This window comes from Corynebacterium frankenforstense DSM 45800 (assembly GCF_001941485.1).
Taxonomy (GTDB): Bacteria; Actinomycetota; Actinomycetes; order Mycobacteriales; family Mycobacteriaceae; genus Corynebacterium; species Corynebacterium frankenforstense.
This window is the reverse complement of the sequence record NZ_CP009247.1, coordinates 107,345-133,587: the sequence shown is the minus strand read 5'-3', so window position 1 is coordinate 133,587 and position 26,243 is coordinate 107,345. Positions and strand designations below refer to the sequence as shown.

At 70.0% G+C, this 26,243-nt stretch carries 19 protein-coding genes; 10 read left to right on the top strand and 9 right to left on the bottom strand.

Annotated elements, in window-relative coordinates; genetic code table 11:
• The first annotated feature begins 283 nt into the window (after nt 1–283).
• The 4 genes from CFRA_RS00525 to CFRA_RS00510 all read left to right on the top strand — a co-directional run bounded on the left by CFRA_RS00525 (nt 284) and on the right by CFRA_RS00510 (nt 3,845).
• Nucleotides 284–1,621 carry a sensor histidine kinase gene (locus tag CFRA_RS00525; protein ID WP_169842152.1) on the top strand — a complete coding sequence of 446 codons (1,338 nt, stop codon included), beginning with the start codon at nt 284–286 and terminating at the stop codon, nt 1,619–1,621.
• 407 nt (nt 1,622–2,028) lie between these two features.
• Nucleotides 2,029–2,715 carry a response regulator transcription factor gene (locus tag CFRA_RS00520; protein ID WP_075664763.1) on the top strand — a complete coding sequence of 229 codons (687 nt, stop codon included), beginning with the start codon at nt 2,029–2,031 and terminating at the stop codon, nt 2,713–2,715.
• Between the two features lie 102 nt (nt 2,716–2,817).
• Nucleotides 2,818–3,396 carry a Panacea domain-containing protein gene (locus CFRA_RS00515; protein WP_075663005.1) on the top strand — a complete coding sequence of 193 codons (579 nt, stop codon included), beginning with the start codon at nt 2,818–2,820 and terminating at the stop codon, nt 3,394–3,396.
• A complete protein-coding gene (locus CFRA_RS00510; protein ID WP_075663004.1) occupies nt 3,393–3,845 on the top strand; it encodes a type II toxin-antitoxin system death-on-curing family toxin in 453 nt (150 codons plus the stop codon). The genes CFRA_RS00515 and CFRA_RS00510 overlap by 4 nt, the downstream gene beginning before the upstream one ends.
• 9 nt (nt 3,846–3,854) lie before the next feature.
• Here the strand turns inward: CFRA_RS00510 and CFRA_RS00505 are convergent, their stop codons facing one another.
• Together CFRA_RS00505 and CFRA_RS00500 are read right to left on the bottom strand one after the other, a co-directional pair.
• Nucleotides 3,855–5,075 carry an acyl-CoA dehydrogenase family protein gene (locus tag CFRA_RS00505; RefSeq protein WP_075663003.1) on the bottom strand — a complete coding sequence of 407 codons (1,221 nt, stop codon included), beginning with the start codon at nt 5,073–5,075 and terminating at the stop codon, nt 3,855–3,857.
• Between the two features lie 130 nt (nt 5,076–5,205).
• On the bottom strand, nt 5,206–6,105 hold the full coding sequence (locus CFRA_RS00500) for a LysR substrate-binding domain-containing protein (RefSeq protein ID WP_075663002.1): 900 nt from the start codon (nt 6,103–6,105) through the stop codon (nt 5,206–5,208).
• Nucleotides 6,106–6,476: 371 nt separating this feature from the next.
• Between CFRA_RS00500 and CFRA_RS00495 the strand changes: the two genes are divergently transcribed.
• A complete protein-coding gene (locus CFRA_RS00495) occupies nt 6,477–7,715 on the top strand; it encodes a CaiB/BaiF CoA transferase family protein (protein WP_075663001.1) in 1,239 nt (412 codons plus the stop codon).
• 67 nt (nt 7,716–7,782) lie between these two features.
• Here CFRA_RS00495 and CFRA_RS00490 read toward each other — a convergent pair whose 3' ends face one another.
• Nucleotides 7,783–9,000, bottom strand: coding sequence for a hypothetical protein (locus CFRA_RS00490; protein WP_075663000.1), 1,218 nt, complete (start codon nt 8,998–9,000; stop codon nt 7,783–7,785).
• Between the two features lie 408 nt (nt 9,001–9,408).
• On the opposite strand from CFRA_RS00490, the gene CFRA_RS00485 reads away from it, so the two are divergent.
• On the top strand, nt 9,409–10,647 hold the full coding sequence (locus CFRA_RS00485; protein WP_075662999.1) for an acyl-CoA dehydrogenase family protein: 1,239 nt from the start codon (nt 9,409–9,411) through the stop codon (nt 10,645–10,647).
• Nucleotides 10,648–10,854: 207 nt separating this feature from the next.
• Here the strand turns inward: CFRA_RS00485 and CFRA_RS00480 are convergent, their stop codons facing one another.
• The 3 genes from CFRA_RS00480 to CFRA_RS00470 form a co-directional block, all read right to left on the bottom strand.
• Entirely contained in the window at nt 10,855–11,346 is a 492-nt protein-coding gene (locus CFRA_RS00480; protein ID WP_075662998.1) for a DUF4411 family protein, read from the bottom strand.
• The gene (locus CFRA_RS00475; protein WP_075664762.1) at nt 11,343–12,497 is read right to left on the bottom strand and encodes an ImmA/IrrE family metallo-endopeptidase; all 1,155 of its coding nucleotides are present in this window, start codon (nt 12,495–12,497) and stop codon (nt 11,343–11,345) included. Before CFRA_RS00475 ends, CFRA_RS00480 begins: the two co-directional genes overlap by 4 nt.
• Nucleotides 12,498–12,655: 158 nt before the next feature.
• Nucleotides 12,656–13,633 carry a restriction endonuclease gene (locus CFRA_RS00470; RefSeq protein WP_083666990.1) on the bottom strand — a complete coding sequence of 326 codons (978 nt, stop codon included), beginning with the start codon at nt 13,631–13,633 and terminating at the stop codon, nt 12,656–12,658.
• A 664-nt stretch (nt 13,634–14,297) separates the two neighbouring features.
• On the opposite strand from CFRA_RS00470, the gene CFRA_RS00465 reads away from it, so the two are divergent.
• Both CFRA_RS00465 and CFRA_RS00460 read left to right on the top strand, forming a co-directional pair.
• On the top strand, nt 14,298–15,770 hold the full coding sequence (locus tag CFRA_RS00465) for an anaerobic C4-dicarboxylate transporter family protein (RefSeq protein ID WP_075662996.1): 1,473 nt from the start codon (nt 14,298–14,300) through the stop codon (nt 15,768–15,770).
• Nucleotides 15,771–15,982: 212 nt separating this feature from the next.
• Nucleotides 15,983–17,338, top strand: a complete 1,356-nt coding sequence (locus CFRA_RS00460; RefSeq protein ID WP_075662995.1) for a M20 family metallopeptidase — start codon at nt 15,983–15,985, stop codon at nt 17,336–17,338.
• Nucleotides 17,339–17,490: 152 nt separating this feature from the next.
• On the opposite strand, the gene CFRA_RS00455 is transcribed toward CFRA_RS00460, so the two are convergent.
• Nucleotides 17,491–18,717 carry a PucR family transcriptional regulator gene (locus CFRA_RS00455; protein WP_075662994.1) on the bottom strand — a complete coding sequence of 409 codons (1,227 nt, stop codon included), beginning with the start codon at nt 18,715–18,717 and terminating at the stop codon, nt 17,491–17,493.
• Between the two features lie 145 nt (nt 18,718–18,862).
• On the opposite strand from CFRA_RS00455, the gene CFRA_RS00450 reads away from it, so the two are divergent.
• Nucleotides 18,863–20,902 carry a hydantoinase/oxoprolinase family protein gene (locus tag CFRA_RS00450; RefSeq protein WP_075662993.1) on the top strand — a complete coding sequence of 680 codons (2,040 nt, stop codon included), beginning with the start codon at nt 18,863–18,865 and terminating at the stop codon, nt 20,900–20,902.
• Nucleotides 20,860–22,866 carry a hydantoinase B/oxoprolinase family protein gene (locus tag CFRA_RS00445; protein ID WP_156887924.1) on the top strand — a complete coding sequence of 669 codons (2,007 nt, stop codon included), beginning with the start codon at nt 20,860–20,862 and terminating at the stop codon, nt 22,864–22,866. The genes CFRA_RS00450 and CFRA_RS00445 overlap by 43 nt, the downstream gene beginning before the upstream one ends.
• Nucleotides 22,867–22,956: 90 nt before the next feature.
• Here the strand turns inward: CFRA_RS00445 and CFRA_RS00440 are convergent, their stop codons facing one another.
• Entirely contained in the window at nt 22,957–23,934 is a 978-nt protein-coding gene (locus CFRA_RS00440) for a restriction endonuclease (RefSeq protein WP_075662991.1), read from the bottom strand.
• A gap of 67 nt (nt 23,935–24,001) precedes the next feature.
• The gene (locus CFRA_RS00435; protein ID WP_075662990.1) at nt 24,002–26,092 is read right to left on the bottom strand and encodes an MMPL family transporter; all 2,091 of its coding nucleotides are present in this window, start codon (nt 26,090–26,092) and stop codon (nt 24,002–24,004) included.
• Nucleotides 26,093–26,243 lie beyond the last annotated feature (151 nt).

Here is a 26,243-nt window from a genome sequence, read left to right as displayed (position 1 = left end):
ACATCGGCCGCGGACCTCACTTTCCGGTCAACCGGTCGGTTGATCCGTCACCGATGCGGTGGCGGCTAGGTTGGGCGCCATGGCCCCCTCGATTTCCGACGCCGCGTCTTCCGCACCGTCGGCGCCCGCCGCACCGTCGGGCGCGGGTACGACGACCAACGCTCCGCCCGCGGCCCCGTCGGCCGCTTCGGCCGCTTCGGCGGCTCCGTCGGCCGCTTCGGCCGTCGCCCGGTCTGCCGCGGGTACCCCGCTGGCCCGGCTGCTGACTGCGATGCGCGTCGGCGTGCACGTCCTCTTCGCCCTCCTGCTCGCGCTCGCCGCGGTGTTGAGCTGGCAGGGCGCCCGGTACCTGGAGCAGGAGGCGCCGGGCGGCGGGTGGACGGAGAACCCCGCCCATCCGTTCCTCGGCGAGGCCGCGGGGTACTTCCCCCACGACGCCACACCGGTGCGCTGCCTGGTGCTGGCCCTCACCGCCGCGCTGGCGGCCTGCTACCTGGTGGGCACGACCTGGGACCACCGCCTGGCCATGGGACGCACCACCCGCGGCCCCGGCGCGCTGCGCGGCTGGTGGCTGGCGGTGGTGCTGGTCCTGTGGTTCGCGCTGCTGATGCTCAGCACGGACTTCCTCTGGCTGCTCTTCCCGCTGGTCTTCGTGATCATGCACGTCGCCGGCGACGGCTGGCCCGGCATGGCCGTGGTCGTGGCGACCCTGGTCGTGGGAGTGGCGGTGCCCGCGTTCGGCCTGCCCGTGATCTCCGACGCCGAGGGATGGAGCGTCGGCGGGCTGATCGGCCCGACCATCGGCGTGGCCTTCGCGGTCGCGGTGCGCCACGTCTACCGCGCGCTCGTCGAGGAGCTGGAACGCCAGCGCGAGATCGCCCGCCAGCTGGCGCTGACCCGGGCCCGGGCGCTCTCGGCCGAGAACGAGGCCGGGCGGCTCGCCGAGCGCGAGCGCATCTCCCGCGAGATCCACGACACCCTGGCCCAGGGCTTCAACTCGGTGGTGCTCTTCTCCCGGGCGGCGGGCAAGGCGCTGGACAGCGGCGACACCCGGAAGGCGGCCGAGCGGCTCGGCGTGATCGGCGAGGTCGCCGCCGAGAACCTGGCCGAGGCGCGCCGCCTGGTCGCCGCCGGGCGCTCGGGGGCGCAGGCCGGACGCACTGGCGCGAAGGCCGGGAAGGGTCCGCAGCCGGCAGCCTCCGGTGCCGGCGGCGCGGCGGCCGCCGCGCCCGCCGGGCCCGGTCTGCGCGCCCGGCTCGAGGAGCTGGCCGCGGCGACCACGCGGCGCTTCGGGCTGCCCGTCGAGGTCGTCGTCGACCCGCCCGGAGAGGTCACCGGACCGCCCGCCGAGGTGCTCGAGCGGGTCACCCGCGAGTCGCTGACCAACGCGGTGCGCCACTCCGGCGCCGACCGGGCCCGCGTCACGCTGGGCGTCTGGGAGCACGAGGCGACGCTCGACATCCACGACGACGGCCACGGCTTCGACCCGGACGCCGTCCCGGAGGGCCACTTCGGGCTGGCCGGCCTGCGCGACCGCGCGGCCGAGGCCGGCGGATCGCTGGCGATCGACTCCTCGGAGCGCGGCACGACTATCACCGCCCGGATCCCGCTGGCGCGGTGAGGCGGCCGGGTCAGGGCCACCGGGGTCGGGGCCACCGGGGTCGGGACGCCTGGGCCGGTGTGCGGGGCCGGGGCTGACCGGCCGCTGAGCCTGGCGCGAGGCCGCAGACCGATCCCACCTTCCCCTCCAGCCCCACCGGCCCCACGCTCGGTGCATCCGGGCCGAGCGGACCGACAAAATGTGTCACTGCGGCTCCGAACCCCCGGCGTTTCCCCAGGTCGGCTCCGGCTGTTAATTCTGCAACGACACAATTTCCCGGTGCCTCATATCCTGGGGGCACGATGACACCTCCCGCCCAGCGCCCCTCCCCCGCCACCGAGCACGCCGCCGCCACCGCCGGCACCGGCAACACCGGCAACACCGCCGGCACCGGCAACACCGCCGCCACCGAACCGAGCGTCCGCGTCGTGCTCGTCGACGACCACCCGGTCGTGCGCGCGGGCCTGCACGCGATCCTGGAGTCTTTCCCGGAGATCACGGTCGTCGCCGAGGGCGCCAGCGGCGAGGACGCGCTGCGTCTGACCGGCGCAGACGGTGCCACCACCACCGGCACAGCCGGTGCCACCGCAACCGGCGCAGACGGCGAGGGACACACCGACGGGTCCGACGGGACGTCGGAAAGCGTGGACGTGGTGGTCATGGACATCCAGATGCCGGGCATCGGCGGCATCGAGGCGATCCGACGGCTGCGGGCCGCGGGCGGGCCGCCGGTGCTGGTGCTGACCACCTACGACACGGAGGCCGACATCGTCGCCGCCGTGGCCGCTGGCGCGCTGGGTTACCTGCTCAAGGACGCCCCCGAGGAGGAGCTGCACCGGGCGGTGCTGGCCACCGCGCAGGGGCGGCGCACGCTGTCCCCCGAGGTCGCGGCGGCGCTGGCGGAGCGGCTCTCGAGTCCGCAGGAGGCGCTCTCAGCACGCGAGATCGAGATCCTCGACGCGCTGCAGACCGGGGCGTCGAACCAGGAACTGGCCGACCAGCTGTTCATCTCGCTGGCGACCGTCAAGACGCACCTGCTGCACATCTACCAGAAGCTCGAGGTGGACAACCGGACCGCGGCGATCACGACGGCGCGGGCGCGGCGGCTGATCTAGCGGCGAGAATCCATCCTTCGAGGGCACGCGTCCGTACCATGGCTTCTGAGAGACGCCCCGGATACAGTGACCGGGTAATTCAACGCCACGAGAGGAGGAATCATGACACGCATCATCGACGTCGCCCAGTACATCGTCGAGCACCAGCCCGACGTCGACCGCATGAAGCTGCAGAAGCTGTGCTTCTACTCCCAGGCCTGGCACCTCGCCTGGGCGGGAGGTCGCCTTTTCGAGGAGGACATGCAGGGTTGGACGTACGGCCCTGTCGCGCCTCGGCTCTGGAAGGCCGTGAAACTGGCCGAGAACGATGCACAGTCCTCCTCCGCCCCCGTCGAGAGCATCCGAAGCGGTGATTCCGCACGGCTCTCCGAGTACGAGCGCGCGGTCATCGACGCCGTGGTGGTTCACTACGGCAAGCTGAAGGGGACGGTCCTCTCCGACAAGAGCCACAGCACTCGTACGTGGCGCGAGAGCCGGGCGGGCCTGACGCGGACGGACCGCGGGAACGTCCCGCTCAGCCTGAAGACACTGAGGGCTGAGGCCGTCGCGTCCTCCATGACCGGAGATTCACCGACCCCTCCCGCGATATTTCCCCCCGTCAGCGCGGATGGACTCGCCACTGCGGTCGACCGCGTGGAACGCCGGAACTGGGACACGCTTCGTGCGCTGGCTGACCTGTGAACGACGATTCCTATTGCGATGAGACCAAACGCCAGGTCGAGGCGCTGAAGGGCGCGGCCCGCACAGCCAACCGGCGGTGCGGGGAACGCATCGATCCCGTGCACGGCCCCGAGCACTATCGCGGGTACGGAGTGGACGAAAAGGCCCTCGACTCCGCGATCGGGGCTGCGTTCCAGACGATATTCGGCGAACCGGCCTTCCCGACCGTGTTCGAGCGCGCGGCGGCCCTCATCGTATATCTCGCGAGAAGGCACGCCTTCGATGACGGAAACAAACGCACATCCCTCAGCGTCGCTCTGGCCTACCTTGAGAGCCGGGGCGTGGTCGTGACCGCACCGAAGCAGGCGATGATCGACCTGATCCAGGAGATCGTCGGATCGAAGGCGGCCCCACGCCAGGAAGACATCAAGCGGGTGGCCAAGCTCCTGCTGGGCTGGTCTAGCCTCTGACCCGCCCCCTCACGCGAACGCGCCGAGCCCCGTCAGCTTCCGGCCGAGGATGAGCGTGTGCACCTCGTCGGTGCCCTCGTAGGTGCGCACGGACTCCAGGTTGACCGCGTGCCGCAGCGGCGAGTGCTCGGTGGTGATGCCGTTGCCGCCGAAGACGGTGCGCGCCTCGCGGGCGATCTCGATGGCGGTGCGGCAGTTGGCCAGCTTCGCCGCGGAGATCATGTGCGGCTCGAGCGTGCCGGCGTCCTTGGCCCGGCCCAGGCGCAGCGCGAGCAGCTGGCCCTGGTTGAGCGCCACGGTCATGTCGACCAGCTTCTTCTGGGTCAGCTGGAAGCCGGCCAGCGGGGTGTCGAACTGCCGGCGCTCACCGGCGTAGTCCAGCGCGGCCTCGATCGAGTCGCGCGCGGCACCCATCGCGCCCCAGGCGATGCCGTAGCGGGCCTCGTTGAGGCAGAGGAACGGCCCGCGCATGCCGGGGTTCTCCGGCAGGATCGCCTCCGCGTCGAGCTCCACGCCGCGCAGCTCGATGTCGCACTGCAGCGAGGCGCGCATGGACAGCTTCGACTCGATCGGGGTGGCGGTGAAGCCCGCCGAGCCGGTCGGCACGATGAACCCGCGCACCTGCTCGGTCACTCCCTCCTTGAGCCGGGACTCGTCGAGCACCCCGGCGGCACGGGCGGACTCGTTGTCCACCTTCGCCCAGATGATCGCGAGATCGGCGATGCTTGCCAGCCCGATCCAGCGCTTGGCGCCGTCGATGATCCAGCGCCCGCCCTCGAAGCGGGCGCGCGTGGTCATCCCGGCGGGGTCGGACCCGGCCTCGGGCTCGGTCAGGCCGAAGCAGCCGAGGAGCTCACCGGCGGCCATGCCGGGCAGCCACTTCTCCTTCTGCGCCTCGGAGCCGTGCTTGGAGATCGCGCTCATCGCGAGCGAGCCCTGCACGGAGATCACCGTGCGCAGCCCCGAGTCGCCGGCCTCCATCTCCTGCATGGCGATGCCGTACTCGACGGCGCTGCGCCCGGGGCAGCCGTGGCCCTTCAGGTGCATGCCGAACAGGCCGAGCTCGGCCATCTCGGGGACGAGTTCGACGGGCAGGTGGGCGGCGTCGAACCAGGCGCCGATGTTGGGGCGCACGCGCCGGTCGACGAAGTCGGCGACGCGGTCGCGCACCTCCAGCTCCTCGGCGCTGAACTCGGATTCGATGTCCATCAGGTCGGTCACGCTCGGCATGTCGGTCTCCCTCTCGGCTGCGCCCGCGGCGGGGCGGTCGGTTTCAGGTCGGCGCATGTCATCTTGGCGTGCCCGGGCCCGCGGCGTGCAGGTTTTGCTTAACGACGTCCCGGTTGTTGCGACCGCGGTATCAATGCGCCGTGGGCGATGCGTAGAGCTCGCGGGCGAGGTCGACGAAGACCTTCAGCGCCTGGCTGCGGTTGTCGCGGCGCCACACCAGGCGCAGGTCGAGGGTGGGCCGGCCGGGCAGGCGGGAGAAGGAGACCCCGTGGGCGGTGAGGTTCTCGCGGATGGAGTCGAGGGTCAGCGCCACGCCCATGCCCGCGCCGACGAAGAGGAACTGCGTCATCGAGTCGGGGGCGACCTGGCCGACCTGGGCGGTGAACCCGGCGGAGCGGGCCTGGTAGTTCAGGCGGTTCTGCAGGCCGGCGGAGAGCCCGCCAGGCAGCACGATCCAGTTCTCGGCGGCCAGCTCGGCGAAGTCGATGTCGTCCTGACCGGCGAGGCGGTGGTCGTCGGGAAGGGCGACGAGGAGTTCCTCACGGGCGACGACCAGCGAGTCGATCTCGGTGGGCCAGGTGTCCCAGCGGCCGAAGGTGGCGTCGAGGGTGCCCTCGGTGACCTGGCCGATGCCCTCGGGCGAGAGGCGGCCGGAGTGCAGGTTGAGCTCGATGCCGGGGTGGGTGCGCGCCAGCTCGCGGGCCAGTGTCCCCACCCCGCGCTGGAAGGAGGTGCCGGAGAAGCCGACGGCGATGCGCCCGGTGCGCCCGGACGCGGCGTCGCGCACGGCCTGCTCGGCGCGGTCGGCGGCGGCCACGAGCTCGCGGGCGGGGTCGACGAGCGCGGACCCGGCGGGGGTCAGGGCGACATGCCGGGTGGAGCGGGCGAAGAGCTCGGCGCCGAGGGTGGTCTCGAGCTGCTTGATCATGCGGGACAGGGGCGGCTGCGCCATGTGCAGGCGCTTGGCGGCGTGGCCGAAGTGCAGTTCCTCGGCGAGGACGAGGAAGGCCTGTGCCTCGCGAACCTCCACGGCGGGCTCCTTCCGGTCGTCGGTCTGGTCGTCTGTCGGTCTGGTCGTTCGCGGACGGGTGGACCGTGAACAGGGAGATTGCGGTCGCGGGTCGACCGTGAACTGGTGGATTGCGGTCGCAGGTCGTATTGATACCGAATGCGGAACCAACTTATCCGACCGTATGCCGTACGTCACCTTTTGCATGTGTTTAGTGTCCACCTCACCACCCCAGGTGCCGGAGATGGCGCCGGTACCCGAAACGGTCACCGCGCCGGCGACGGTGCCGGTACCGGCAACGGCCCGGGTGTCGGGCAGCGGCGCCGGTGCCGGAGCCCAGGGCCCGGCGCGCCTGAGGCCCGACCCCGACGACCCGACGACGAGGAGAGACGATGACCCGACCGCCGCACGACACCGGAGCCGAGGAAGACAGGACCGCACCGAGCGGGCCGCTCGCCGGGCTGGTCGTCGCCGACTTCTCCCGGGTGCTCGCCGGGCCGTACGCGACGATGCTGCTGGCGGACCTGGGCGCGACCGTCGTCAAGGTCGAGTCACCCGGCGGCGACGACACCCGCGAGTGGCGCCCGCCGGTGCGCGACGGGGTGAGCACCTACTACCTGAGCGTCAACCGCAACAAGCGCTCCATCGCGCTGAACCTCAAGGACCCGGAGGATCTCGCCACGGCGCACCGGCTGGTGGGCGCGGCGGACGTGTTCATCGAGAACTTCAAGCCCGGCGGGCTGGTCAAGTTCGGTCTGGACCCGGAGTCGGTCGCCGAGCGGTGGCCCCACCTGGTGCACGCCTCGATCACCGGTTTCGGCACCGCCGGCGGGGCGGGCCTGCCCGGCTACGACATGCTGGTGCAGGCGACCAGTGGACTGATGACGGTCACGGGCGCGGCCGACGGCCCGCCGCAGAAGGCGGGCGTGGCGATCTTCGACGTGATCACCGGGCTGCACGCCGCGGTGGGGGTCCTCGCGGCGCTGCGCGAGCGCGAGATCTCCGGGAAGGGCCAGCACATCGCGCTGAACCTGCAGTCCTCGGCGCTCTCCGGGCTGGTCAACGCGGCCGGCGCGGTGGTCGCCGGCGGGGTGGAGCCGCGCCGGATGGGCAACATCCACCCCTCGTTGTTTCCCTACGGGCCGTTCGCCGCCGCCGATCGCGAGGTCGTGATCACCTGCGGCAACGACGCGCAGTTCGGCCGGCTTGTCGCCGCGCTCGGGGCGCCCGGGCTGGCCACCGACGAGCGGTTCGCCACGATGGAGCAGCGCAACACCCACCGCGGGGAGCTGCAGGCGCTGCTTGAAGAGCGCCTGGCGGCCGGTACCGCCGACGAGTGGACGCAGCGGCTGCGCGAGGTGGGGGTGCCGGCGGCGCCGATCATGAGCATCGGCGAGGGCGTCGCGTTCGCCGAGGAACTGGGCCTCGACCCGGTGGCTGACGCCGGCGGAGTGCCCACAGTCGCCGACCCGATGGGGTTCTCCCGCACACCGGTCGACTACCGGCTGGCTCCGCCCGGGGTTGACGAACACCGCGCGGAAATCCTCGCGTGGCTGGAAGATCGTGAGCCGACGACGGCCGGGGCGTCGACTGGGGCGCAGCCGTCGGAAGAGCCCGCCCGCCCCCGGTGATCGCCGGGAACACGCTCGTCCCCGGCGATCCGGAAAGCGGGCCACTGACGAACCGCGGCGCCCGTACCTAGTCCGCGTGCAGGTGGCCGTGCGGGTGCTTGATGACGATCACGACGGAACCTCCACCCGGCTTATCGAGCTTGTCGGAGCCGTCGGACTTATCGGAGTCACCGGGCTGACCGGAGTCATCAGCCTTATCGGAGTCACCGGGCTCGTCGGTCTCGCCGGGATCGGGCCGGTCAGAGTCCCCCGGCCGACCGGTGTCACCGGGCTCATCAGGCACGTCCGGGTCATCCGGGTCGTCCGGCTTGTCCCGGTCACCGCCCTTGTCCGGGTCCTCCGGATCGACGGGCTGCGACGGGCCCACCGGAGTCCAGGGCACCCAGTGCCCGGTCCCGCCGGGCTCGGTGGTCCCCGGCTCGGTCGGCCCAGGCTCAGACGTACCCGGCTCGGACGTACCCGGGTTGTCCGGGTCGTCCTCGTCCGTCCCGCGTTGCGTCGACGACCCGGAGGAGTCCGAGGAGGAGCCACCCGTGCCCGGCTTCGGGGTCTCACCCGGCGCGGCCGGGTCCCCGGGCTTCGAGGGCTGGCCCGGCTCAACCGGCTCGAGCATCCCGCCGGGGACGGAACCGTTGCCCGGGACCAGGACGAGGCCGCCGGAACCGGCGTCCTCGCCGGGCGGGGTCGGAGTCGGTCCGGCGATGACGGTCGTGCCGTCGCCCCCGCCGGCCGACACGCCGGAATCGCCCTTGCCACCGTTGCCGCCGTTACCGGAGCCACCGTTGCCGCCGCCGTTGCCCGGAGCAACGGTCCAGCCGCCCCAGCCGTGGCCGCCCTGATCCGGCGCCGGGGCGCCACCGCCCCAGCCGTTGTCGTTCTGGCTCGGCGCCGGAGTGCCACCACCCCAGCGGCCCCATCCGGTACCGCCGGTGCCATTACCGCCGGCACCACCGCCGCCGGCGACGACGGACGCACCGCCGGAGCCCCCGGCGCCGTTGCCGCCGGTGCGCCCCGGGGCCACACGGGAACCCGCGGAGCCGGCGGAACCGGCAGAGCCCGCCGAACCGGCGGAGCCCGCGGCACCGCCGCGACCCTGCGCGATATTGGTCTGCCCGGACGGACGCGCGGCGGAGGAGCGGCGCGGGGCCTTTCCGTCGCGCTCGGCCTCCCACTCGTCCCACATCAGGTTGAAGCAGCGCCCGGTCAGCCCGACGCTGCCGTCGGCGAAGTAGGTGGTGCCCAGCTCGTCGGCACGCCAGTCGCCGCAGCCGGAGATCTCGCCCATCGCGCCGCCGGGGCTGAGCCCCTCGGGGCTCTCGCTGACCTTCGGCCGCTTCAGCCCGTCGCGTCCCTTCGCGCCGATGTGGGACCCGACGGAATCACCCCCGTCTACCCCCGTGTCACCCCCGCACGCGGCGAGGCTCAGGACGAGAGGTGCGCAGACAAGCGCAGCCAACAAGCCCCGGACACTATTCATGGGCTTATTCTCTCATATGCGCCCCCTGTGAACCACCTGGATGGTGGAGATATTAGCCACGTCGCACACATCGCAGCGCGGAAGAACTCACGGAAACGGGGACGCACGGGACGTCGGCAATGTAGCGTGCATCACAAACGAACGGCGATTCGTATCGCCTTCGCACAACCCCGTACGCACACGGAAACCCACACACCCGGACCCGAGGAGGCCGACATGTCCCTGCAGCCCACCCCGCACCCCGAGGCCAAGAAGCTCACCGACGCTGACTACCCCGACTTCCTGCTGCTCGACGCCGACCTCCCGGCCGACGTCATCGAGCTGCGCGACCGCATCCGCGCCTTCGGCCGCGACGTCGTCTTCGACGTGATCAACGAGTACTGGGAGCGCGCCGAGTTCCCGCCCGAGGTCATCAAGGGCCTCGCCGAGCTCGGCATCGCCGGCGGCCAGATCTCCGGCTACGGCTGCCCGGGACTGTCCGAGCTGGCCATGGGCATCGTCGCCCGCGAGCTGGCCATGATCGACGGCTCCGTCAACACCTTCTTCGGCGTGCACTCCGGGCTCGGCATGGGCGCGATCCACACCCTCGGCGACGAGGAGCAGCGCGAGCGCTGGTTGCCGGCGATGGCGCGCTTCGAGAAGACCGGCGCGTTCGGCCTGACCGAGCCCTACCACGGCTCCGACGCGGTCTCCCTGGAGACCTCCGCGCGCCGCGAGGGCGACGAGTGGGTGCTCAACGGCCACAAGCGCTGGATCGGCAACGGCCACCAGGGCGACGTGATCGTCATCTTCGCCCGTGACGAGGCCGACGGCCAGGTCAAGGCCTTCGTCGTGGAGAAGCGCGAGGACGGCAGCTACCCGGAGGGCTACCGGCCGACGGCGATCGAGGGCAAGTTCGGCAAGCGCGCCATCCAGCAGGCCGACATCGAGATCGAGGACCTGCGCATCGCGGAGACCGAGCGCCTGCAGAACTGCAACAGCTTCAAGGACGTCAACAAGGTCCTCGGCGCCACCCGCGGCGGCGTGGCCTGGGAGGCCGCCGGGCACGGTGTGGCCGCCTTCGCCGTGGCGCGCCAGTACGCGCTGGACCGCACGCAGTTCGGCGCCCCGATCGCCGGCTACCAGCTCGTGCAGGAGAAGCTGGCCACGATGCTCGCCGGGGTCACCCAGAACGAGCTGCTGTGCCGCCGGATGATCGAACTGATCGACCGCGGCGAGTTCACCCACGCGATGGCCTCCATGATGAAGATGCAGACGGTGCGCAACTCGCTCGAGGTCTGCCGCATCGGCCGCGACATGATGGGCGGCAACGGCGTGCTGCTGGAGAACCGCGTGGCCCGCCACCTCTCCGACATGGAGGTCGTGGCCACCTACGAGGGCACCGACTCCATGCAGGCGCTCATCCTCGGCCGCGAGATCACGGGTGTCTCGGCGTTCACCAACGTCAAGCGCTGAGGGGCGGCCCGGCGCGGGCGGCGGCGGTGGAGGGCCGAGGCGCGCGGGTACGCAGGGACACCGCAGCCTGGTTGCGGGGCCAAATTTCCGACGCCGCCGTGGGCGGTGTGGGCCTCAATTAGTTGCGGTGGCGGCGGTGGGCGCACAACCGTGCAGCCCCGTTCGCCGCCCCTAAAGCACCTCGCGCTTTCGCTTCGCGGCCTACCTTCAGAACCGCATACCCAGCTGGCGGTAGAGATCGAGTGGGTTTTTGTAACCCACACCATGAGCGGTGCAGGCATCAGGAATCTTAATGTTCTTCTTCGAGTTCGGCTCTGACACCTCGCTGGTTACCACGACGTGGCCCTCCGCGAGCGCCATCGCAACCAGGAAGGAATCGGCGCCCGTCAGGAACTTAGCCCGCGCAGCTTCTTTGTAATCCAGATCTCGGCACGTTGCCCACCGCGTGACGCGCTTGATCTCGCGCTGGGCATCAGCGTGGGGGTCCAACCAGAAGCTGTCAGGAAGAGGCTCGATCCAGCGCTTCAGAAAGTCCCCATCATCGCCGCCCTCGATCTCTTCCCGAACATTGACGATCGAATGGACATGCCCGGCCGCTACTTCTCGTTCCAACCAGCCCCAAAACGACGGGACAAGTTCCGGGTGGTAGTAAGTACGGGCCGCCGCCATGAAAATATTTGCATCTAACAGGTAACTCACGCCGCGTTCTCGTTCCGGTCAAGCAGCCGGTCGAGGGTGCCCAGCCGCACATCGAGGAGGCTCATCGCCTCGGTGTAAGAGGTCACCCCGTCGCGCACCTGGCGCAGGATGGCCTCGTAGGCGGTACGACCGATGCGGGCGGGCAGCGTGCGGTAGAAGTCTCCGCCGCCTTTGCCGGTCTTGGCCGCCAGGGCCGCAAGCCGGGCGCTTTCGCGGCTGAAGACCCGGTCCGCGCGCTCAGCGTCCACAAGTCCCGCCGCCTTGGCGGCGAGGATCACCACCAGCGGGGAGCACAGATAACGCTCGCGGGCCAAGCGCTCCGCGTCCTCGGCGAGCGCGGCGGCGCGGACGCCTTCCGCCCGCAGATCGTCGGCCGGCACCAGCACTTCGGCGGCGACCTTGTTGCACCAGGCTTCCACCCCGCCGCCGGCGCGAGAATCCGGGGAGATATCCACGCTGACCCCGCTGTCCCCGCGCCAGATATGCGCGCACTCGTGGAAAAAGGAGAACAGTTGGCCCGCCTTGGTGTCGGCACTGTTGACAAAGATCAGCGGGGCAATATCACTGTTCAGGCTCAGCCCACGTACCTCCTCGAGGAAAAGCGTGCGGTGAGTGTTGTTGCCGACTACGGAGTTGAACATCGCCAGGCCACCGAGCTTTTCAAACCGGTCGGCCACGTAGCGCAGGGCGGTTGTCGCGTCCCGGAGTTTGCCTCGCCGCCGCGCGGGCACGGTGAACTGGAGCGTGGTCGCGATAGCGGCAGCGGTTTCGCCTATGCCCTTTCCGGCGCTCCCAGGAAAGCCCAACGGCTCCGCGCCTTCGTCCCGTGCGTAGTCGACGTACCAGTCCTGGACCCGCTGACATGCATAGACCGTGTCCAGCAACTGCGGGCTGACTCTGCAAGAGCGGCCTCGGCCGGCGCGGAAGTCGGCGACGGGCAGGTTCACTTCCGGCGGTTCGTCGAGGAGCAGGACCCCGAAGGGGATGTGGGTGCGTTTGGCGAAGGCCCGAGCCTGCTGCACCGTCGGCTGGGCCGCGCCGTCAAACCAGGCACGCCACTTCGGCCACGTGGCCAGCTGCTCTTCCCCGAGCCCGGCACGCTCGGCCGCCCAACGCATCATCGTCGGGTTGACGTTGACCCGCTTCGTCATATCCGCCTCCTCCCCCTGGGGAGTCATCTCATGCTGCCCGTCGACTCCATTATCGCGGCCTCACGCGCGTTTCTCTCTCCATTGACTTAGACGGCGTGGCACGCGCGCCGGTTCCCACCGCTTCGCTGGCCAAAGCCCCACTCATCTTCGCGGAAGGATCAGCCCAGCTCCTCGTCCTCCTCGAAGAAGTCCTCGTCGATCTGGTAGATCTCCAGGTCCTGCAACGGTTGGACTGCGACGCCGTAGTGCCGCATCAGGGCGGTGAGCCTGATGCCGTCGATGAGGACCATCTGCCCGCCGTAGCGCTGAGCTTCCTCACGGGCGCCGCGGGTGAATGTGGAGGTGGTGATGAAGACACCCCTGCCGGCACCTTTACCGCTCAGGGCGCCGAAGAATTGCTGGATGGCGGGCCGCTGCACGGCGTTGCCGTCGGCGTAACGCTTGGCCTGGATGTAGATCTTCTGCAGACCGAGGGCGTCCTGATCGATGACCCCGTCGATGCCACCGTCGCCGCTGCCGCCGACCGTACGACCACGCCCGTTCGTCCCGCTGTATCCCATCTTTTTGAGCAGTTCGACGACGGCCTTTTCAAAGAACTGCGGGGACGCCTGCTGCAGCCGAGCACGCAGGCGGGTCTCCACCGCGTTGTTGAGCTCGTCGATGCCGCCACGGACCCGCTCCAGAAGACTCTGCCCGTCTTCATCGCTGCTTTGGGCCGCCGGGGCGGGAGAACTGCCACCCGCCCCGGAACCGCCGGCCCCCTCCGACTCGCTTGCTTTATGTTCTCGGCGCTCGGCCAGTTCCTCTTGATAGGACCGCCACTGCGGCCACTCCTCCAGGTCACGTTCGCGGTAGGCCTCGAGGTGACGCTCGGCGACCGCACGCCCGTTGTCGGTGATCCTGTAGAAGCCCCGCTGTGGCCGCTCGAGCAGATCGGCGATGGTCAGACTCGAGCACGCGTAGCTGACCCGGAGCCGCAGCCGGTTTCCGCCGGAAGCAAGGGTTTCCTCGCGCATGTCCTCGTCGAGCCCTACATGGTCGGCGGCCATGACCAGTAGGTCGAGGAGGCGGACCGGCTCCCGCTTGGCGGCCAGCACCGCCAGCACTGCGGGACGGAGGCCGTCGATGTTGGGCATTTCCGAGATCATCAGGTGCGGGCTCCTTCGGGGCTACGAAGTTCGTTGAACTGTAGGGAGCGGCAGATTCCCTGGGCCTTCGCCTCAGGCGAATGCATACTTCCCCTGCATGTGTCCACTCTACGGACGCCCAGGTCTCCCCTGGCCTGTCCGCTCGCGGCCGAGGTGTACCGCGCGGTGACAGCTCCGGCACCCACCGACCCCACCAAGCCCCGCGACTCCGCCCCCAGACCATATGGAGTGAGCCACATCATGCGCGTTATTAGCTACTTATTGTGGCTCAGTAGGTCATCCGTCCGTACTATAGAATCAGTTCCACATAGGTTTAACCTTCCGCCACGATAGCCACAGAGATCCCGCGACGGGCCGAGCCTTGTGGACGCCCATCCCACCGCCGGCGACGCGGCCCGCACCAGCGCGCCTCCGCCGCCGACGCACAGGGTCCGGCCCCCGGCACGGCCCCGGCCCCGCAAGGCCCGACCGTTCCCGGCCCCGGACGACGCGGCGGCGCTCCGGCTCAGCCCAGGCGCCGCCCACAACCCGGAACGACCGGGTACAACACGACCCGGCCCCGCCCGGGCGCAGCCCGCGGCCCGGCCCAACCAGGCCAGGCCAGGCCGAACCCTCACCACACAATCAAAGAAAACTCTTTAGGAGCCCCCTCATGACATGGATCCTCATCGCCGAGCTGGCGGTGATGCTCGCATGCATCTGGCTGGGATCGCGTCACGGCGGCATCGCCCTCGGTTTCTGGGGCGGCGTCGGCCTTCTGATCATCACGTTCGTCTTCCGCGAGGCACCTGCCAAGCCCCCGGTCGACGTCATGCTGATCATCCTCGCGGTCACCTGCGCCACCGCCACCATGCAGGCCGCCGGCGGCATCGCGTTCTTCGTGCGCATGGCGGAGAAGATCATCAAGCGCTACCCGGAGCGCATCACCATCATCGCCCCGCTGGTCGCCTACCTGTTCACCTTCGCCGCCGGCACGGGCCACATCCTCTACCCGCTGTTGCCGGTCATCCATGACACGGCACTGCGCAACGGCATCCGCCCGGAGCGGCCCATGACCGTCTCCGTGGTCGCCTCCCTGCAGGGCATCACGGCCTCGCCGGTCTCCGCGGCGATGGCCGCCTTCATCGTCGTCGTGGAGACCCAGGGCTACTCCCTGCCGAAGATCATGCTCATCGCCGTGCCGGCCACGCTGATCGGCGTGATCGTCGCCGCCCTGGTCATGCTGCGCTGGGGCAAGGAGCTCGAGGACGACCCCGAGTTCCAGCGCCGCGTGGCCGCTGGCGAGGTCGAGGACATCCCCGTGATGGTCCGCGCCCAGCGCAAGGCCCGCCGCGAGAAGATCAGCATGGACGCCGCGCTCGCCGAGCTCGGCCACGACCCCGACTCCGAGGCCGACTCCCAGGTCGCCGTCGCCTCGGCCTCCGTCAGTGCCGACGGCCGCCTGGAGGAGGACATCCTCGCCGAGAAGAACGGCGCGCGCCCCGGTTCCCCGCGCATCACCGCGGCGGTCTTCCTGGCCACCGTGGTCCTCGTCGTGGTCTTCGGCGCGTTCCCGGGCCTGCGCCCACCGGGAGAGGACGGCGAGCCGATGGGCATCGCGCTGCTGCTGCAGATCCTGATGCTCTCCGCGGCCGCGATCATGGTCGCCGTCACCCACGTCAAGGTCGGCCCGATCGCGTCCTCGTCGATCGCGCGCACCGGAGTGATCGCCCTGGTCGGCATCTTCGGGCTGGCCTGGCTGGGCCTGACGGTGATCGCGGCGAACGAGGAGCTGATCGTCGGCGGGCTCGAGGGCCTGGTCACCGAGCGCCCCTGGACGTTCGCCGTGGCACTGTTCGCCTGCTCGATCGTGCTGTTCTCGCAGGCCTCGACCACGCGCACCCTGATGCCGCTGGGGCTTTCCCTGGGCCTGGGGCCGGCCTCGCTGGCGGCGATGTGGCCGGCGGTCAACGGCGCGTTCTTCCTGCCGACCTACGGCACGATCGTCGCCGCGATGAACTTCGACCGCACGGGTACCACCGGCATCGGCAAGTTCGTCTTCAACCACTCCTTCATGGTGCCCGGCGTGACGGCCGTGGTCGCCGCCGTCGCCTCCGGCCTGGCCATCGCCGGCGTCGTGGGGTGACCGCGCACCTGCGCCGCGTACGCCCGGCGTCGTAAGTGACCGCTTGCCGACGCCGCGCGAGCACACCCACCCCGGGTACGCACCGCGTGGTGCGCCGCCCACTTGCCCGCGCCGCGCCGGCGCACCCGCGCCGGGTACGCGCGGCGCGCGCAAACACCCCGAACCTGAACCAACCGCCCCGGCCGGCAGGCCGGGAGAGAAAGGAAAGAGAAATGTGTGAGACCCGCGATTTGACCGAACCGGTCGCCCCGAACCCCGCCTTCACCCGGCACCTGGCCGCCGCCACGCAGGAGGCCAAGGACACGATGCGCTACCACGAGCCCACGCAGGCCGGCGCGCCGGAGAAGCTGAGCGGGCGGCTCGAGGAGCTGGTCGACTCCTTCCGCGAGGACATCGTGGGGCTGTCGCAGCACCTTCACGCCCACCCGGAGACGGCCTTCGAGGAGTACGGCTCCGTGGACAAGATCGTGGAGATCCTGAACAAGCACGGCCTGGAGGCGGAAAAGGGCGTCTACGGCGTGGAGACGGCCTTCGAGTCGCACCTGGAAAACGGCGAGGGCCCCACTATCGCGATCCTGTCGGAGTATGACGCGCTGCCGAACATCGGGCACGCCTGCGGCCACAACGTCATGGCGGCCACGGGCCTGGGCGCCTATCTGGGGCTCGCCGCGCTGGTCAAGGAGGACCCGGAGGCCTTTCACGGCACGGTGAAGTACATCGGCACCCCGGCCGAGGAGGGCTCCTCGGGCAAGGAGGTCATGGCCCGCGGCGGGGCCTTCAAGCCGGAGGACATGGACGCGGCGATCATGCTGCACTCCTACGGCTACGACCTGGCCGACCAGATCTGGCTGGGCCGCCGCGTGCTCACCGCGACGTTCACCGGCGTGGCCGCGCACGCGTCCTCGCAGCCGTTCATGGGGCGCAACGCCCTGGACGCGGCGGCGCTGGCGTACCAGGGGCTGGCGGTGCTGCGCCAGCAGGTGCCGCCGAGCGACCGCATCCACGCGATCATCACGGAGGGCGGCACCCGGCAGTCCATCATCACCGAGCGCGCGGAGATGAAGTTCTACGTCCGCTCGAAGTACCCGGACACGCTCAAGGACCTGTCGCGGCGGGTGGAGAAGGTGCTCAAGGGCGCGGCGATGATGACCGACTGCGCCGTGGAGCTCGACTGGGACTACTCACCGGCCACCCTGGGTGTGCGCACGAATGACCAGCTGACCAGCCGGTGGGTGGAGGCGCAGCGCAAGCGCGGCCGCGAGCCGCTGCCGCTGGGCGTGGTCTCTGAGATCATCGCGGCGTCGACGGACTTCGGCAACGTCTCCTACCGGGTGCCGGGCATCCACCCGCTGATCAAGGTCGGCGCGGAGGACGAGGCGCTGCACACGCGCGCCTTCGCCAAGGCGGCGGGGACACCTGCCGGCGACAAGGCGGCCGTCGACGGCGCCTACGGGCTGGCGCAGGTGGCGCTGGACTTCATGACGGACGCCAAGCTGCGTGAGGCGGTCAAGGAGGAGTTCGAGGCCGCCGGCGGCACCGTCGACGTCGAGCACTACTTCGACGACTGAGTTGGTCTAGGGCGGCGGCCGGTCTCCGTGCGATGAGCGCTGCGGGGCCGGTCGCTTCCGCATAGTTGGGGACCTACGTTGCCCGGTGCGGACGCCTACCGCTTGACGACGTCGCGGTGAGCCGCCTGGGGCGGGAAGGGTTGCGGTTGTGGTTACACACCGTTTGTTTCCTCTGAGACCTCCGGGTACAGCGACAGGCACAGGTTGGTCAGGGCCAACGGGTCCGAGAGTGACTCCCCGAGCAGCCCCTCGATGCGCCGAAGTCGATATCGCACCGTGTTTTCGTGGACGCGTAACTTGCTGGCCGTACTGAAGACAGTCATCCGCGAACGCAGGTAGACGATGAGGGTCTCAAGCAGCTCGGGATGCTCGCCCAGCGGCGCGACGAATCCGGTGAGCGCTTCCCGGCCGGCCCGCATGCGGTTGGCCGCGAGCAGCCACTCCGCCGGTGTGAGTTCCTCGGCCGCGATCACTGTAGCCACCGCGCCCGTTTCCCCGTCAGCTTCGACCGGAGCCCGCCGCCGCGCGACCTCGACGGCCGTACACGCCGTCCGCACTGCCTCCGGGACGCGCGTGAGCTGGTCGAAAGCGGCTGAGAGTCCGGCGGCCACCGGCGACGCAGTTTCATCATCCGCAGCGTCGCCGGGCTCCCCCTCCCCCGCTCCGAACCGGTCGGCCACCGCTGCGAGCGCAGCGGCGAGCCCGGCGCGCGCGGTCTCCGCGGGCAACGCCAGGAGCAGTTCAACCCCGTCCTGTCCGCTCGCCTCGAGGGCGAGCAACGGCAGGCCATCGGTGGCTGCGGCATCGGCGAGCGCGGCCACCGCCTCGGGAGGCAATCTGCCACCGGCCACATCGGTGCACACGGCCAGTCTCAACGGGGCATAGGGGGCGAAACCGAACTCGGCCATGCGACGCCAGGCCCGGTGCTCACCGGCCGGGCTGACCCCGAGCCGCAGGTCGCGCAACAATTTCGCGGACCCGATACTGCGCTGGGTGCGCGAGAACTCGTCGACGGCTCCGTAGGAGCCGAGAATCGCCTCGACCGCCTCGAACGCCGGCGAGGCGACGTCGCGCACGTGCCCGGCATCGAAGGCGGCTAACACGAACTGGTAAGCGTGCGCACCGACGCGAATCTCGCGGGCGGCGGTGAACCAGCGTCCTATTTCTCCGTCACCGCCCGTGCCGGCCAACCACTCCCGCACTAGAGCCACCGGGGCCCCGCCCGAGGAGGCGAGGAGTTGCGTCCCATCGCCGAAGACGAGTGCCGCACCGTTGACCGCCTGCGCGAGAGCCTCGACCAACCCGGTCAGGGGCGCGGGACCGGTCCCGGCACGAAGTACGGCGCGCATGACCGCGAGCTCGTCTTGTGGTTCGCCCATTCCCGCTCTCCTCGTCTGGCCGGACCTGGTCACACGGCAATTTGTGGTTTCCACAAATCCGGTTGGGAAGAATCATAGTTTTTTCATGGTCGTCGCGGACACACCGAGCGCAAGATATGGCACAACTCATACAGAGGAGGAAACCATGTCAGAGCTCAGAGTCGCGGTCGACGTCGGCGGAACCTTCACCGACGTCTGCATCTTCGACGACACCGAGAAGTCCATGCGAGTCACCAAGGTCCCGTCCACCCCCGACGACCCGATGCGGGCCGTCATCGCCGGCGTCGAGCGCGGCGAGATCGACCTCAGCAACGTCGAGTTGTTCTCCCACGGCACCACCGTGGCCACCAACTCCCTGATCACCCGCCGCTTCCCCAAGGCCGCGATGGTCACCACGAAGGGCTTCCGGGATGTCCTCGAGATCCGCGACGGCACCAAGGACGAGCTGTGGGACGCCTACAAGGACGTCTCCGGGCCCTACCTGCGCCGCCGCGACCGCTTCGAGGTCACCGAGCGCGTCGACTCCGCCGGCCGCGTCGTCGAGCCGCTCGACGAGGACGAGGCCCGCGACCTGGCCCGGCTTTTGCGCAAGCGCGGCGTGGGCACGGTGGCCGTGTGCTTCATCAACTCCTACGCCAACGGCGACAACGAGGTGCGCATGCGCGAGATCCTCGAGGAGGAGTTGCCGGAGGCGACGGTGTCGACCTCGGCGGAGATCCTGCCGGAGATCTTCGAGCACGAGCGCTTCAACACCACCGTCTCCAATGCGGTGCTCGGCCCCCTGGTCTCCGGGTACGTCGAGCGCCTGGACGGCAAGCTCAAGGACGGCGGCTACGACGGCGACCTGCTCCTGCTGCACTCCGGCGGCGGGTCGATGACGCCGACGATGGTCAAGCGCTTCCCCGTCCGCCTGGCGGCCTCGGGCATCGCGGCCGGGGCGATTGCCGCCCAGCACATCGCCGAGCAGTGCGGCTACCGCAACGCCGTCGGCCTGGACATGGGCGGCACCTCGACGGACATCTCGATCGTCGCCGACGGCGAACTGCGTGTGACCAAGGAGTGGGAGGTCGAATACGGCCACCCGATCGTCTTCCCCAGCATCGAGGTACTGACCATCGGCGCCGGCGGCGGTTCGCTGGCGCACATCGACATCGCCGGTTCCCTGCGCAACGGCCCGCAGTCCGCGGGCGCGGACCCGGGCCCGGCCTGTTACGACCAGGGCGGCACGGAGCCGACCAACACCGACGCGAACCTGGTGCTCGGCCGCCTGGGCACGCAGCTCGCGGGCGGCGCGATGAACCTGAACGCGGAGCTGGCGGAGAAGGCCGTCAACGAGACGATCGCCGGGCCGCTCGACCTGGACACCGCGGAGGCCGCGGAGTCGATCCTCAAGGTCGCCAACGCGAACATGGCGGACGCGGTGCGCCTGGTCTCCATCCGCCGCGGCCTGGACCCGCGCGACTTCGCGCTGATCGCCTTCGGCGGCGCCGGCGCGCTGCACGGCGCGGAGGTCGCCCGCGAGCTGGGTATCCCGACCGTGGTGGTGCCGCCGAACCCGGGTGTCACCTCGGCGATGGGCTGCCTGCTCGTCGACGTCCAGCACGACCTGGCCACGATGTACACCACCTCCACCGATAACGCGGACCGCGACCACCTGGAGCACGAGTTCGCCGCCCTGGAGGACGAGGCCACCGAGCGGCTGCGCCACGAGGGTGTCGCCGAGGAGGACCGGGAGCTGCGCCGCGGTATCTCGATGCGCTACGCCGGGCAGTGGCGCTCCCTGCAGGTCCCGATCGGCTCCGGCCCGGACGCCCTGGACTCCGCGGTCGCCCGCTTCCACGAGGAGCACGAGCGCCAGTTCTCCTTCCGCAACGACGAGACCCCGGTGGAGATCTACCAGCTGCACCTCAAGGCCGTGGGCAAGACGCCGAAGCCGGCGTTCACCCCGACCGCGGATGCCGGCGAGAAGACCCCGGAGCCGACGGGCACGCGCCAGGTGCACTTCCGCCGCGACTGGCACGACACCCCGGTCTACGACCGCGACGCGCTGGGCCCCGGCATGGAGATCGCCGGGCCGGCGATCATCAACCAGCTGGACTCGACCACGGTCGTGCCGCCGGAGACTCGCGCCGAGATCGACGAATGGCTCAACATCCGCATCCACCTGACGGGAGACGACCAGTGACCACCACAACCGATTCGCCCACCAGCCTGCACCCGGTCACCTTCGAGGTGCTCAAGAACGCCTTCGCCACCAGCGTGGACCTGATGAGCGAGCAGATCCTGCGCACCTGCTACTCCTTCGTGATCTACTCGCGGGACTTCTCCTCGGCCCTGTGCGACGCCGAGGGCAACACAGTCATGCAAGGGTCCGGAGACATCGCCGTGCACGTCGGCACGCTGCACTTCCAGTGCAAGGCGGTGCTCGAGGAGTTCGCCGGCGACATCCACCCGGGCGACGTCTTCTGCGTCAACGACCCGTACCGCGGCGGCACCCACATCAACGACGTCAGCTTCATCCGCCCGATCTTCGTCGGCGACGAGATCATCGGCTTCGCCCAGAACAAGGGCCACTGGGCGGACATCGGCGGCAACGTGCCGGGCTCCTTCGACGTCAACGCCCGGGAGCACTTCTCCGAGGGCCTGCGCATCACCCCGGTGCGCGTGCGCAGCGAGGGCCGTCTGCTTCACGACGTCGCGCAGCTGCTGGTGTCCAACACCCGCGCGCCCGAGCAGGCCTTCGGCGACCTCAACGCGCAGACCGAGGCGACGGCCGTCTGCGAGCGCGAGGTGCTGCGCCTGGTGGACAAGTACTCCAAGGACACCGTGGTCACCGCGATGCGCGAGACGCAGGACTACGTGCGCCGCACGGTGCTCGGCAGCCTGGCGGACCTGCCGCACGGCGAGTGGGAGACGGTGGACTACATCGACTCCGACCCGGCCTTCGGCGAGGGCCTGGTGCCGATCAAGGTCAAGCTCACCCTCGACGGCGAGGGCATCCACTACGACCTCTCGGAGTCGGCGCCGGCGGTCTCGACGTTCCTCAACTCCGGTTACGGCGCGACGCACTCGGCGATCTACGCGGGCACGAAGACCTTCTTCCCGGAGGTGCCGCTCAACTCGGGCTTCTACGCCGCGGTGACCGCGGAGCTCGGCGAGGAGGGCTCGGTGGTCAACGCCGGTTGGCCCTACGCGGTCTCCGGCTTCTGCTCGGGTCCGTACGAGAAGGTGATGAACGCCGTCTTCGAGCTGTGGAGCCAGATCATGCCGGAGCGTGCCATGGCGTGTGCGTTCAACCTGGAGTACTTGCTGGTCGGCGGGCATGACGCGCGCACCGAGGAGCAGCGCTACTTCATGTGGTACGACTGGATGGCCGGCGGCTGGGGTGGCCGCTCGACCAAGGATGGTTCCTCGGCGACGGCACCGGTGTTCGGCACGGGCCTGGCGGTGCAGTCGGTCGAGGGCCAGGAGCGCCTCAACCCGGTGCTGACCACCGGCCACGAGATCAAGGCGGACTCGGGCGGCCCGGGTAAGTTCCGCGGCGGCTGCGGCGTGGAGAAGGGCGGCACGCTCACCGACGCGCTCAAGGCCGTGATGAGCTACTGCTGCGACCGCGGCCGCTCGGTGACCTGGGGCATCGAGGGCGGCCTGCCGTCGGTGCCGCACGGGGTGTGGCTGAACAAGGGCAGCGAGGAGGAGCGCTACCTGGGCGCGACGTTCTCGGACGTGAAGATCCGCCCGGGCGACACCTTCACCCGCCCCTCGGCCGGTGGCGGCGGCTACGGCGACGCGCTGGAGCGCGATCCGGAGGCGGTGCTGGAGGACGTCATCGACGGCTACGTCAGCGTGCGCCGCGCCGAGCGCGACTACGGCGTGGTCATCCACGAGATCGACGCGGAGCTCGACGAGTACGAGATCGACAAGGCCGCCACCGCCGCCCGCCGCGAGGAGTTCCGTGCGGCGCGCGCGGAGTGGCTCTACACCGATCCCGAGGAGGTCGCCCGTGGCTACCGCGAGGGCGAGCTGGACGTCTACGACGTGGTCCGCCGGCACGGCGTGATCCTCGAGTGGGGCTCCGGCGAGCTGCTGCCGAAGACCACCGAGCAGTACCGGGAGACGATGCAGCGTCGGTCGGCGAGCGCCTGGTGATCGCCTCGCACTTCAATTGACGACGCCCCGGGGTCACCCGGGGCGTCTTTTCTTGCGGTTGGTGGAGCGCGACGGCTGCGCCGTCGCGGCTCAGATCTCGTCGTCGAAGAACTCCTCGTCGACCTCGAAGACGGTGAACTTCTTCGCCGGCTGAACCGCGACGCCGTAGTGGAGCATCAGCTCCGTGAGCCGAATGCCGTCGACGAGCACCATCTGCCCGGCGTAGCCGCGGGCCTCGGTGACGGCTCCCGAGGTGAAACTCGAGGTGGTGATGAAGACGCCGCCGTTGGCACCCTTGCTGTGCAGGGCGCCGAAGAACTGCTGGATCTCCGGGCGGCCGACGGTGTTGCCGTCGGCGTAGCGCTTGGCCTGGATGTAGATCTGCTGCAGGCCGAGGGCGTCCTGGTTGATCACACCGTCCACACCGCCGTCTCCGGTGCCGCCGATGTGCTGGCGGGTGCCGTTGGCACCTCCGTAACCCATCGCCCAGAGCAGCTCGACCACGGCGTTCTCGAAGAACTCGGGCGAGGCCTCCTGCAGGCGGGTCCGCAGCTCGGTGGCCACCGCGGCGTTGAGGGCCTCGACGTTCTCGGAGATGATCTCGACCGGGTCCTCCGCCGGCTCTTCCGGGGTCGGCGAGGTCGCAGAGACCCGAACCCCGGGAGCCGAGGCCGACACCTCGGAGCCTTCCGACTGCTTCTTACCCTTTCGGGCGGCGACCTCCTCCTGGTACTTCGCCCATTTGGGCCACTCGACCATGTCTTTCTCGGTGTACGTGGTCAGCCCCCGGCCAGCCACCTCGCGGCCGTCGTCGGTGACCAGGTACACACCTCGGGAGGGTTTACTCACCAGCCCGGCGTGAGAGAGCCCCGAACAAGCCCAGGAGACTCGATTGGCCAGCCGGTTTTGCCCCGAGCTCACGGTCTCCGCCCTCGCGGCCTCATCGAGGCCCATCCGGTCCGCGACAAGCTTCATGAGATCGCGCAACCGCACCGGCTCTTCTTTATCGACGAGGACGGAGAGTACGACCGGACGGACGTCATCGAGCTTCGGCACGGAGGTGTTCATGACCACCACTTTACGGAGCGAGGACCGCTCCCGGCGCCGACGCAACCGGGTGCCGACGCCCTAACCGCTACGCGGCAGCCTCGTCCTTCCGCACCTTGGCGAAAGGCTTGGCCGGCCACCAGAACTTCTCGCCGAGCAGCTGCACCACCGCGGGGATGAGCAGTGTGCGCACCACCAGGGTGTCCAGCAGGACGCCGAGGAAGATAACGATGCCGATCTGGGCGAGCACCACCAGGGGCAGCACGCCGAGGGCCGCGAAGACGGAGGCCAGCAGAATGCCCGCGGAGGTGATCACGCCACCGGTCGCGGAGAGTGCGCGCAGCACGCCGCGGCGGGTGGCCTCGCCCGGCGCGGCGACGCCGACGGCGACCGAGCCGCCCTCAGCGCTCGAGCCGGTTGCGGCACCATCGCCGTCCCCGACCCCGGAGCCGCCGACCTTGTCCCCAGCCAACGCGGCCGCCTCCTCCTTGGCTCGGGTGACCAGGAAGATCGAGTAGTCGATGCCGAGGGCGACCAGGAAGACGAACGCGTAGAGCGGGGTGGTCGAGTCGAAGCGGTCGAAGCCGAAGATCCCGGTGGAGACCCACCAGCCCAGGCCGAGCGCCGCGATGTTGGTCAGCAGCACGGTGGCGGTCATGATCAGCGGCGCGAGGAAGCTGCGCAGCAGGAACACCAGGGCGATGAAGATCAGACCGAGGATCAGCGGGAAGACGACGGTGCGGTCGCGCGCGGCGGCCTCCTCGGCGTCGACGAGCTGGGCGTCCTGGCCGCCGACGAGGGACTCGGAGCCGACGCCGGAGAGCGCCTCGCGGGCGGCATTGGTGTCGAGGTTGGAGACACTCAGCATGGCGTACTCGCCGGCGGTGCCCTGCTCGCGCACGGTCGCACCGGCGTCCTCGAGGGCGGTGGTCGCGGCGGCCGCGTCGCGGGTGGCCACATGCGCCGGGGTGGCGTCCTGCTCGGGGAAGGCCGCCTCGAGATCCTCGGCGGCGGTGATGGACTCGGGCGTGTCGAGGAACTGGTCGGACTGGTTCAGCCCCGTGGTGATGCCGAGTGCACCGGTGCAGGCCGCACCGATGACGATCAGCGAGGTCACGGTGACGGCGACCGGCTTCTTCTCCACGAAGCCGGCGACCTTGTCCCACAGCTTGTGCTCGGGCTCGTCGCCGACCTTCGGGATGCGCGGCCAGAAGACCCAGCGGCCGAAGGTCACGAGCACGCCGGGCAGCACGAACATCGCGAAGATGAAGGCGACGACGATGCCGATCATCGCCGAAAGGCCCAGGCCGCGGGTGGTCGGAACGACGCTGGCGAGCAGGCAGGCCACGCCGAGCACGACAGTGGAGGCTGAGGCGGTCACGGTGCGCAGCGTCGGGGTCCAGGCCCGCGCCATGGCGGCGAAGCGGTCGTCGGTGGCGGCGAGTTCCTCGCGGTAGCGGGAGATCAGCAGCAGCGCGTAGTTGGTGCCGGCGCCGAAGACGAGCACGGAGAGGATGCCGGCAGTGGACTCGTTCCACACGGTGCCGGTGGCGGAGAGCACCCAGGTGAACACGGTGGCGGCCACGCGGTCAGCGATGCCGATGACGATCAGCGGAAGCAGCCAGAGCACCGGCGAGCGGTAGGTGACGATGAGCAGCACCGCCACGATCGCGCCGGTGACGGACAGCAGCAGCACGTTGGCGCCGGAGAAGACGCCGGAGAGGTCGGCCTCGACTGCTGCAGGACCGGTGACCTGAGAGCTGACGCCCTCGGGCAGGTCGGCGGCGGCGTCGTCGCGCAGTTCGGTGACGGCGTCGGCGTTCTCGGTGAGCCCCTCGGAGGTCACCTCGACGGGCACGATGGCGGCCGTGGCGTCCTCGGAGGGGATGAGCGGGCCGCCCAGTTCCTCGGCGCGCTGCTGCAGCGTGGCGAGGGCGTCGGGTTGCAGGGTGGCGCCGTCGTCGGTGTTGAACAGCACGACGGCGGCCTGGGAGTTCGCCTCGCCGTCCGAGCCCGCCTCATCCTCCGAGGCCTGCTGCTGCAGTTCGGCGACCCGGGTGGAGTCGAACCCGTCGGGAAGGGTGGCGGTCGGTGAGTTGGGTTTGTCGGCCGCTCCAATGGCCATCGCCCCGATGCCGAGGGCGATGAGCAACAGCGCGAGCCAGCGGAAGGCCTTCATACGTGTGGAAGTCACAACAACGACACTACGTGTGGTGCCCGCTACCCCGACTTCCGGTGCTTACCGTCGTCCTGATTGGACCGCCAGTACGAGGGGGCTCTTCGCTGTGAACGAGCTCCACATCTCACTGGCCTAGGTTCGGTGGACGTCT

Excerpts from the sequence above, each read along its gene's own strand:
- CFRA_RS00515 (WP_075663005.1), top strand. The coding sequence starts at position 2,818 with ATGACACGCATCATCGACGTCGCCCAGTACATCGTCGAGCACCAGCCC.
- CFRA_RS00505 (WP_075663003.1), bottom strand. The coding sequence starts at position 5,075 with ATGCCGAGCGTGACCGACCTGATGGACATCGAATCCGAGTTCAGCGCC.
- CFRA_RS00495 (WP_075663001.1), top strand. The coding sequence starts at position 6,477 with ATGACCCGACCGCCGCACGACACCGGAGCCGAGGAAGACAGGACCGCA.
- CFRA_RS00490 (WP_075663000.1), bottom strand. The coding sequence starts at position 9,000 with ATGGGCGAGATCTCCGGCTGCGGCGACTGGCGTGCCGACGAGCTGGGC.
- CFRA_RS00485 (WP_075662999.1), top strand. The coding sequence starts at position 9,409 with ATGTCCCTGCAGCCCACCCCGCACCCCGAGGCCAAGAAGCTCACCGAC.
- CFRA_RS00475 (WP_075664762.1), bottom strand. The coding sequence starts at position 12,497 with ATGACGAAGCGGGTCAACGTCAACCCGACGATGATGCGTTGGGCGGCC.
- CFRA_RS00470 (WP_083666990.1), bottom strand. The coding sequence starts at position 13,633 with ATGCCCAACATCGACGGCCTCCGTCCCGCAGTGCTGGCGGTGCTGGCC.
- CFRA_RS00465 (WP_075662996.1), top strand. The coding sequence starts at position 14,298 with ATGACATGGATCCTCATCGCCGAGCTGGCGGTGATGCTCGCATGCATC.
- CFRA_RS00460 (WP_075662995.1), top strand. The coding sequence starts at position 15,983 with ATGTGTGAGACCCGCGATTTGACCGAACCGGTCGCCCCGAACCCCGCC.
- CFRA_RS00455 (WP_075662994.1), bottom strand. The coding sequence starts at position 18,717 with ATGGGCGAACCACAAGACGAGCTCGCGGTCATGCGCGCCGTACTTCGT.
- CFRA_RS00450 (WP_075662993.1), top strand. The coding sequence starts at position 18,863 with ATGTCAGAGCTCAGAGTCGCGGTCGACGTCGGCGGAACCTTCACCGAC.
- CFRA_RS00445 (WP_156887924.1), top strand. The coding sequence starts at position 20,860 with ATGGCTCAACATCCGCATCCACCTGACGGGAGACGACCAGTGACCACC.
- CFRA_RS00440 (WP_075662991.1), bottom strand. The coding sequence starts at position 23,934 with ATGAACACCTCCGTGCCGAAGCTCGATGACGTCCGTCCGGTCGTACTC.
- CFRA_RS00435 (WP_075662990.1), bottom strand. The coding sequence starts at position 26,092 with ATGAAGGCCTTCCGCTGGCTCGCGCTGTTGCTCATCGCCCTCGGCATC.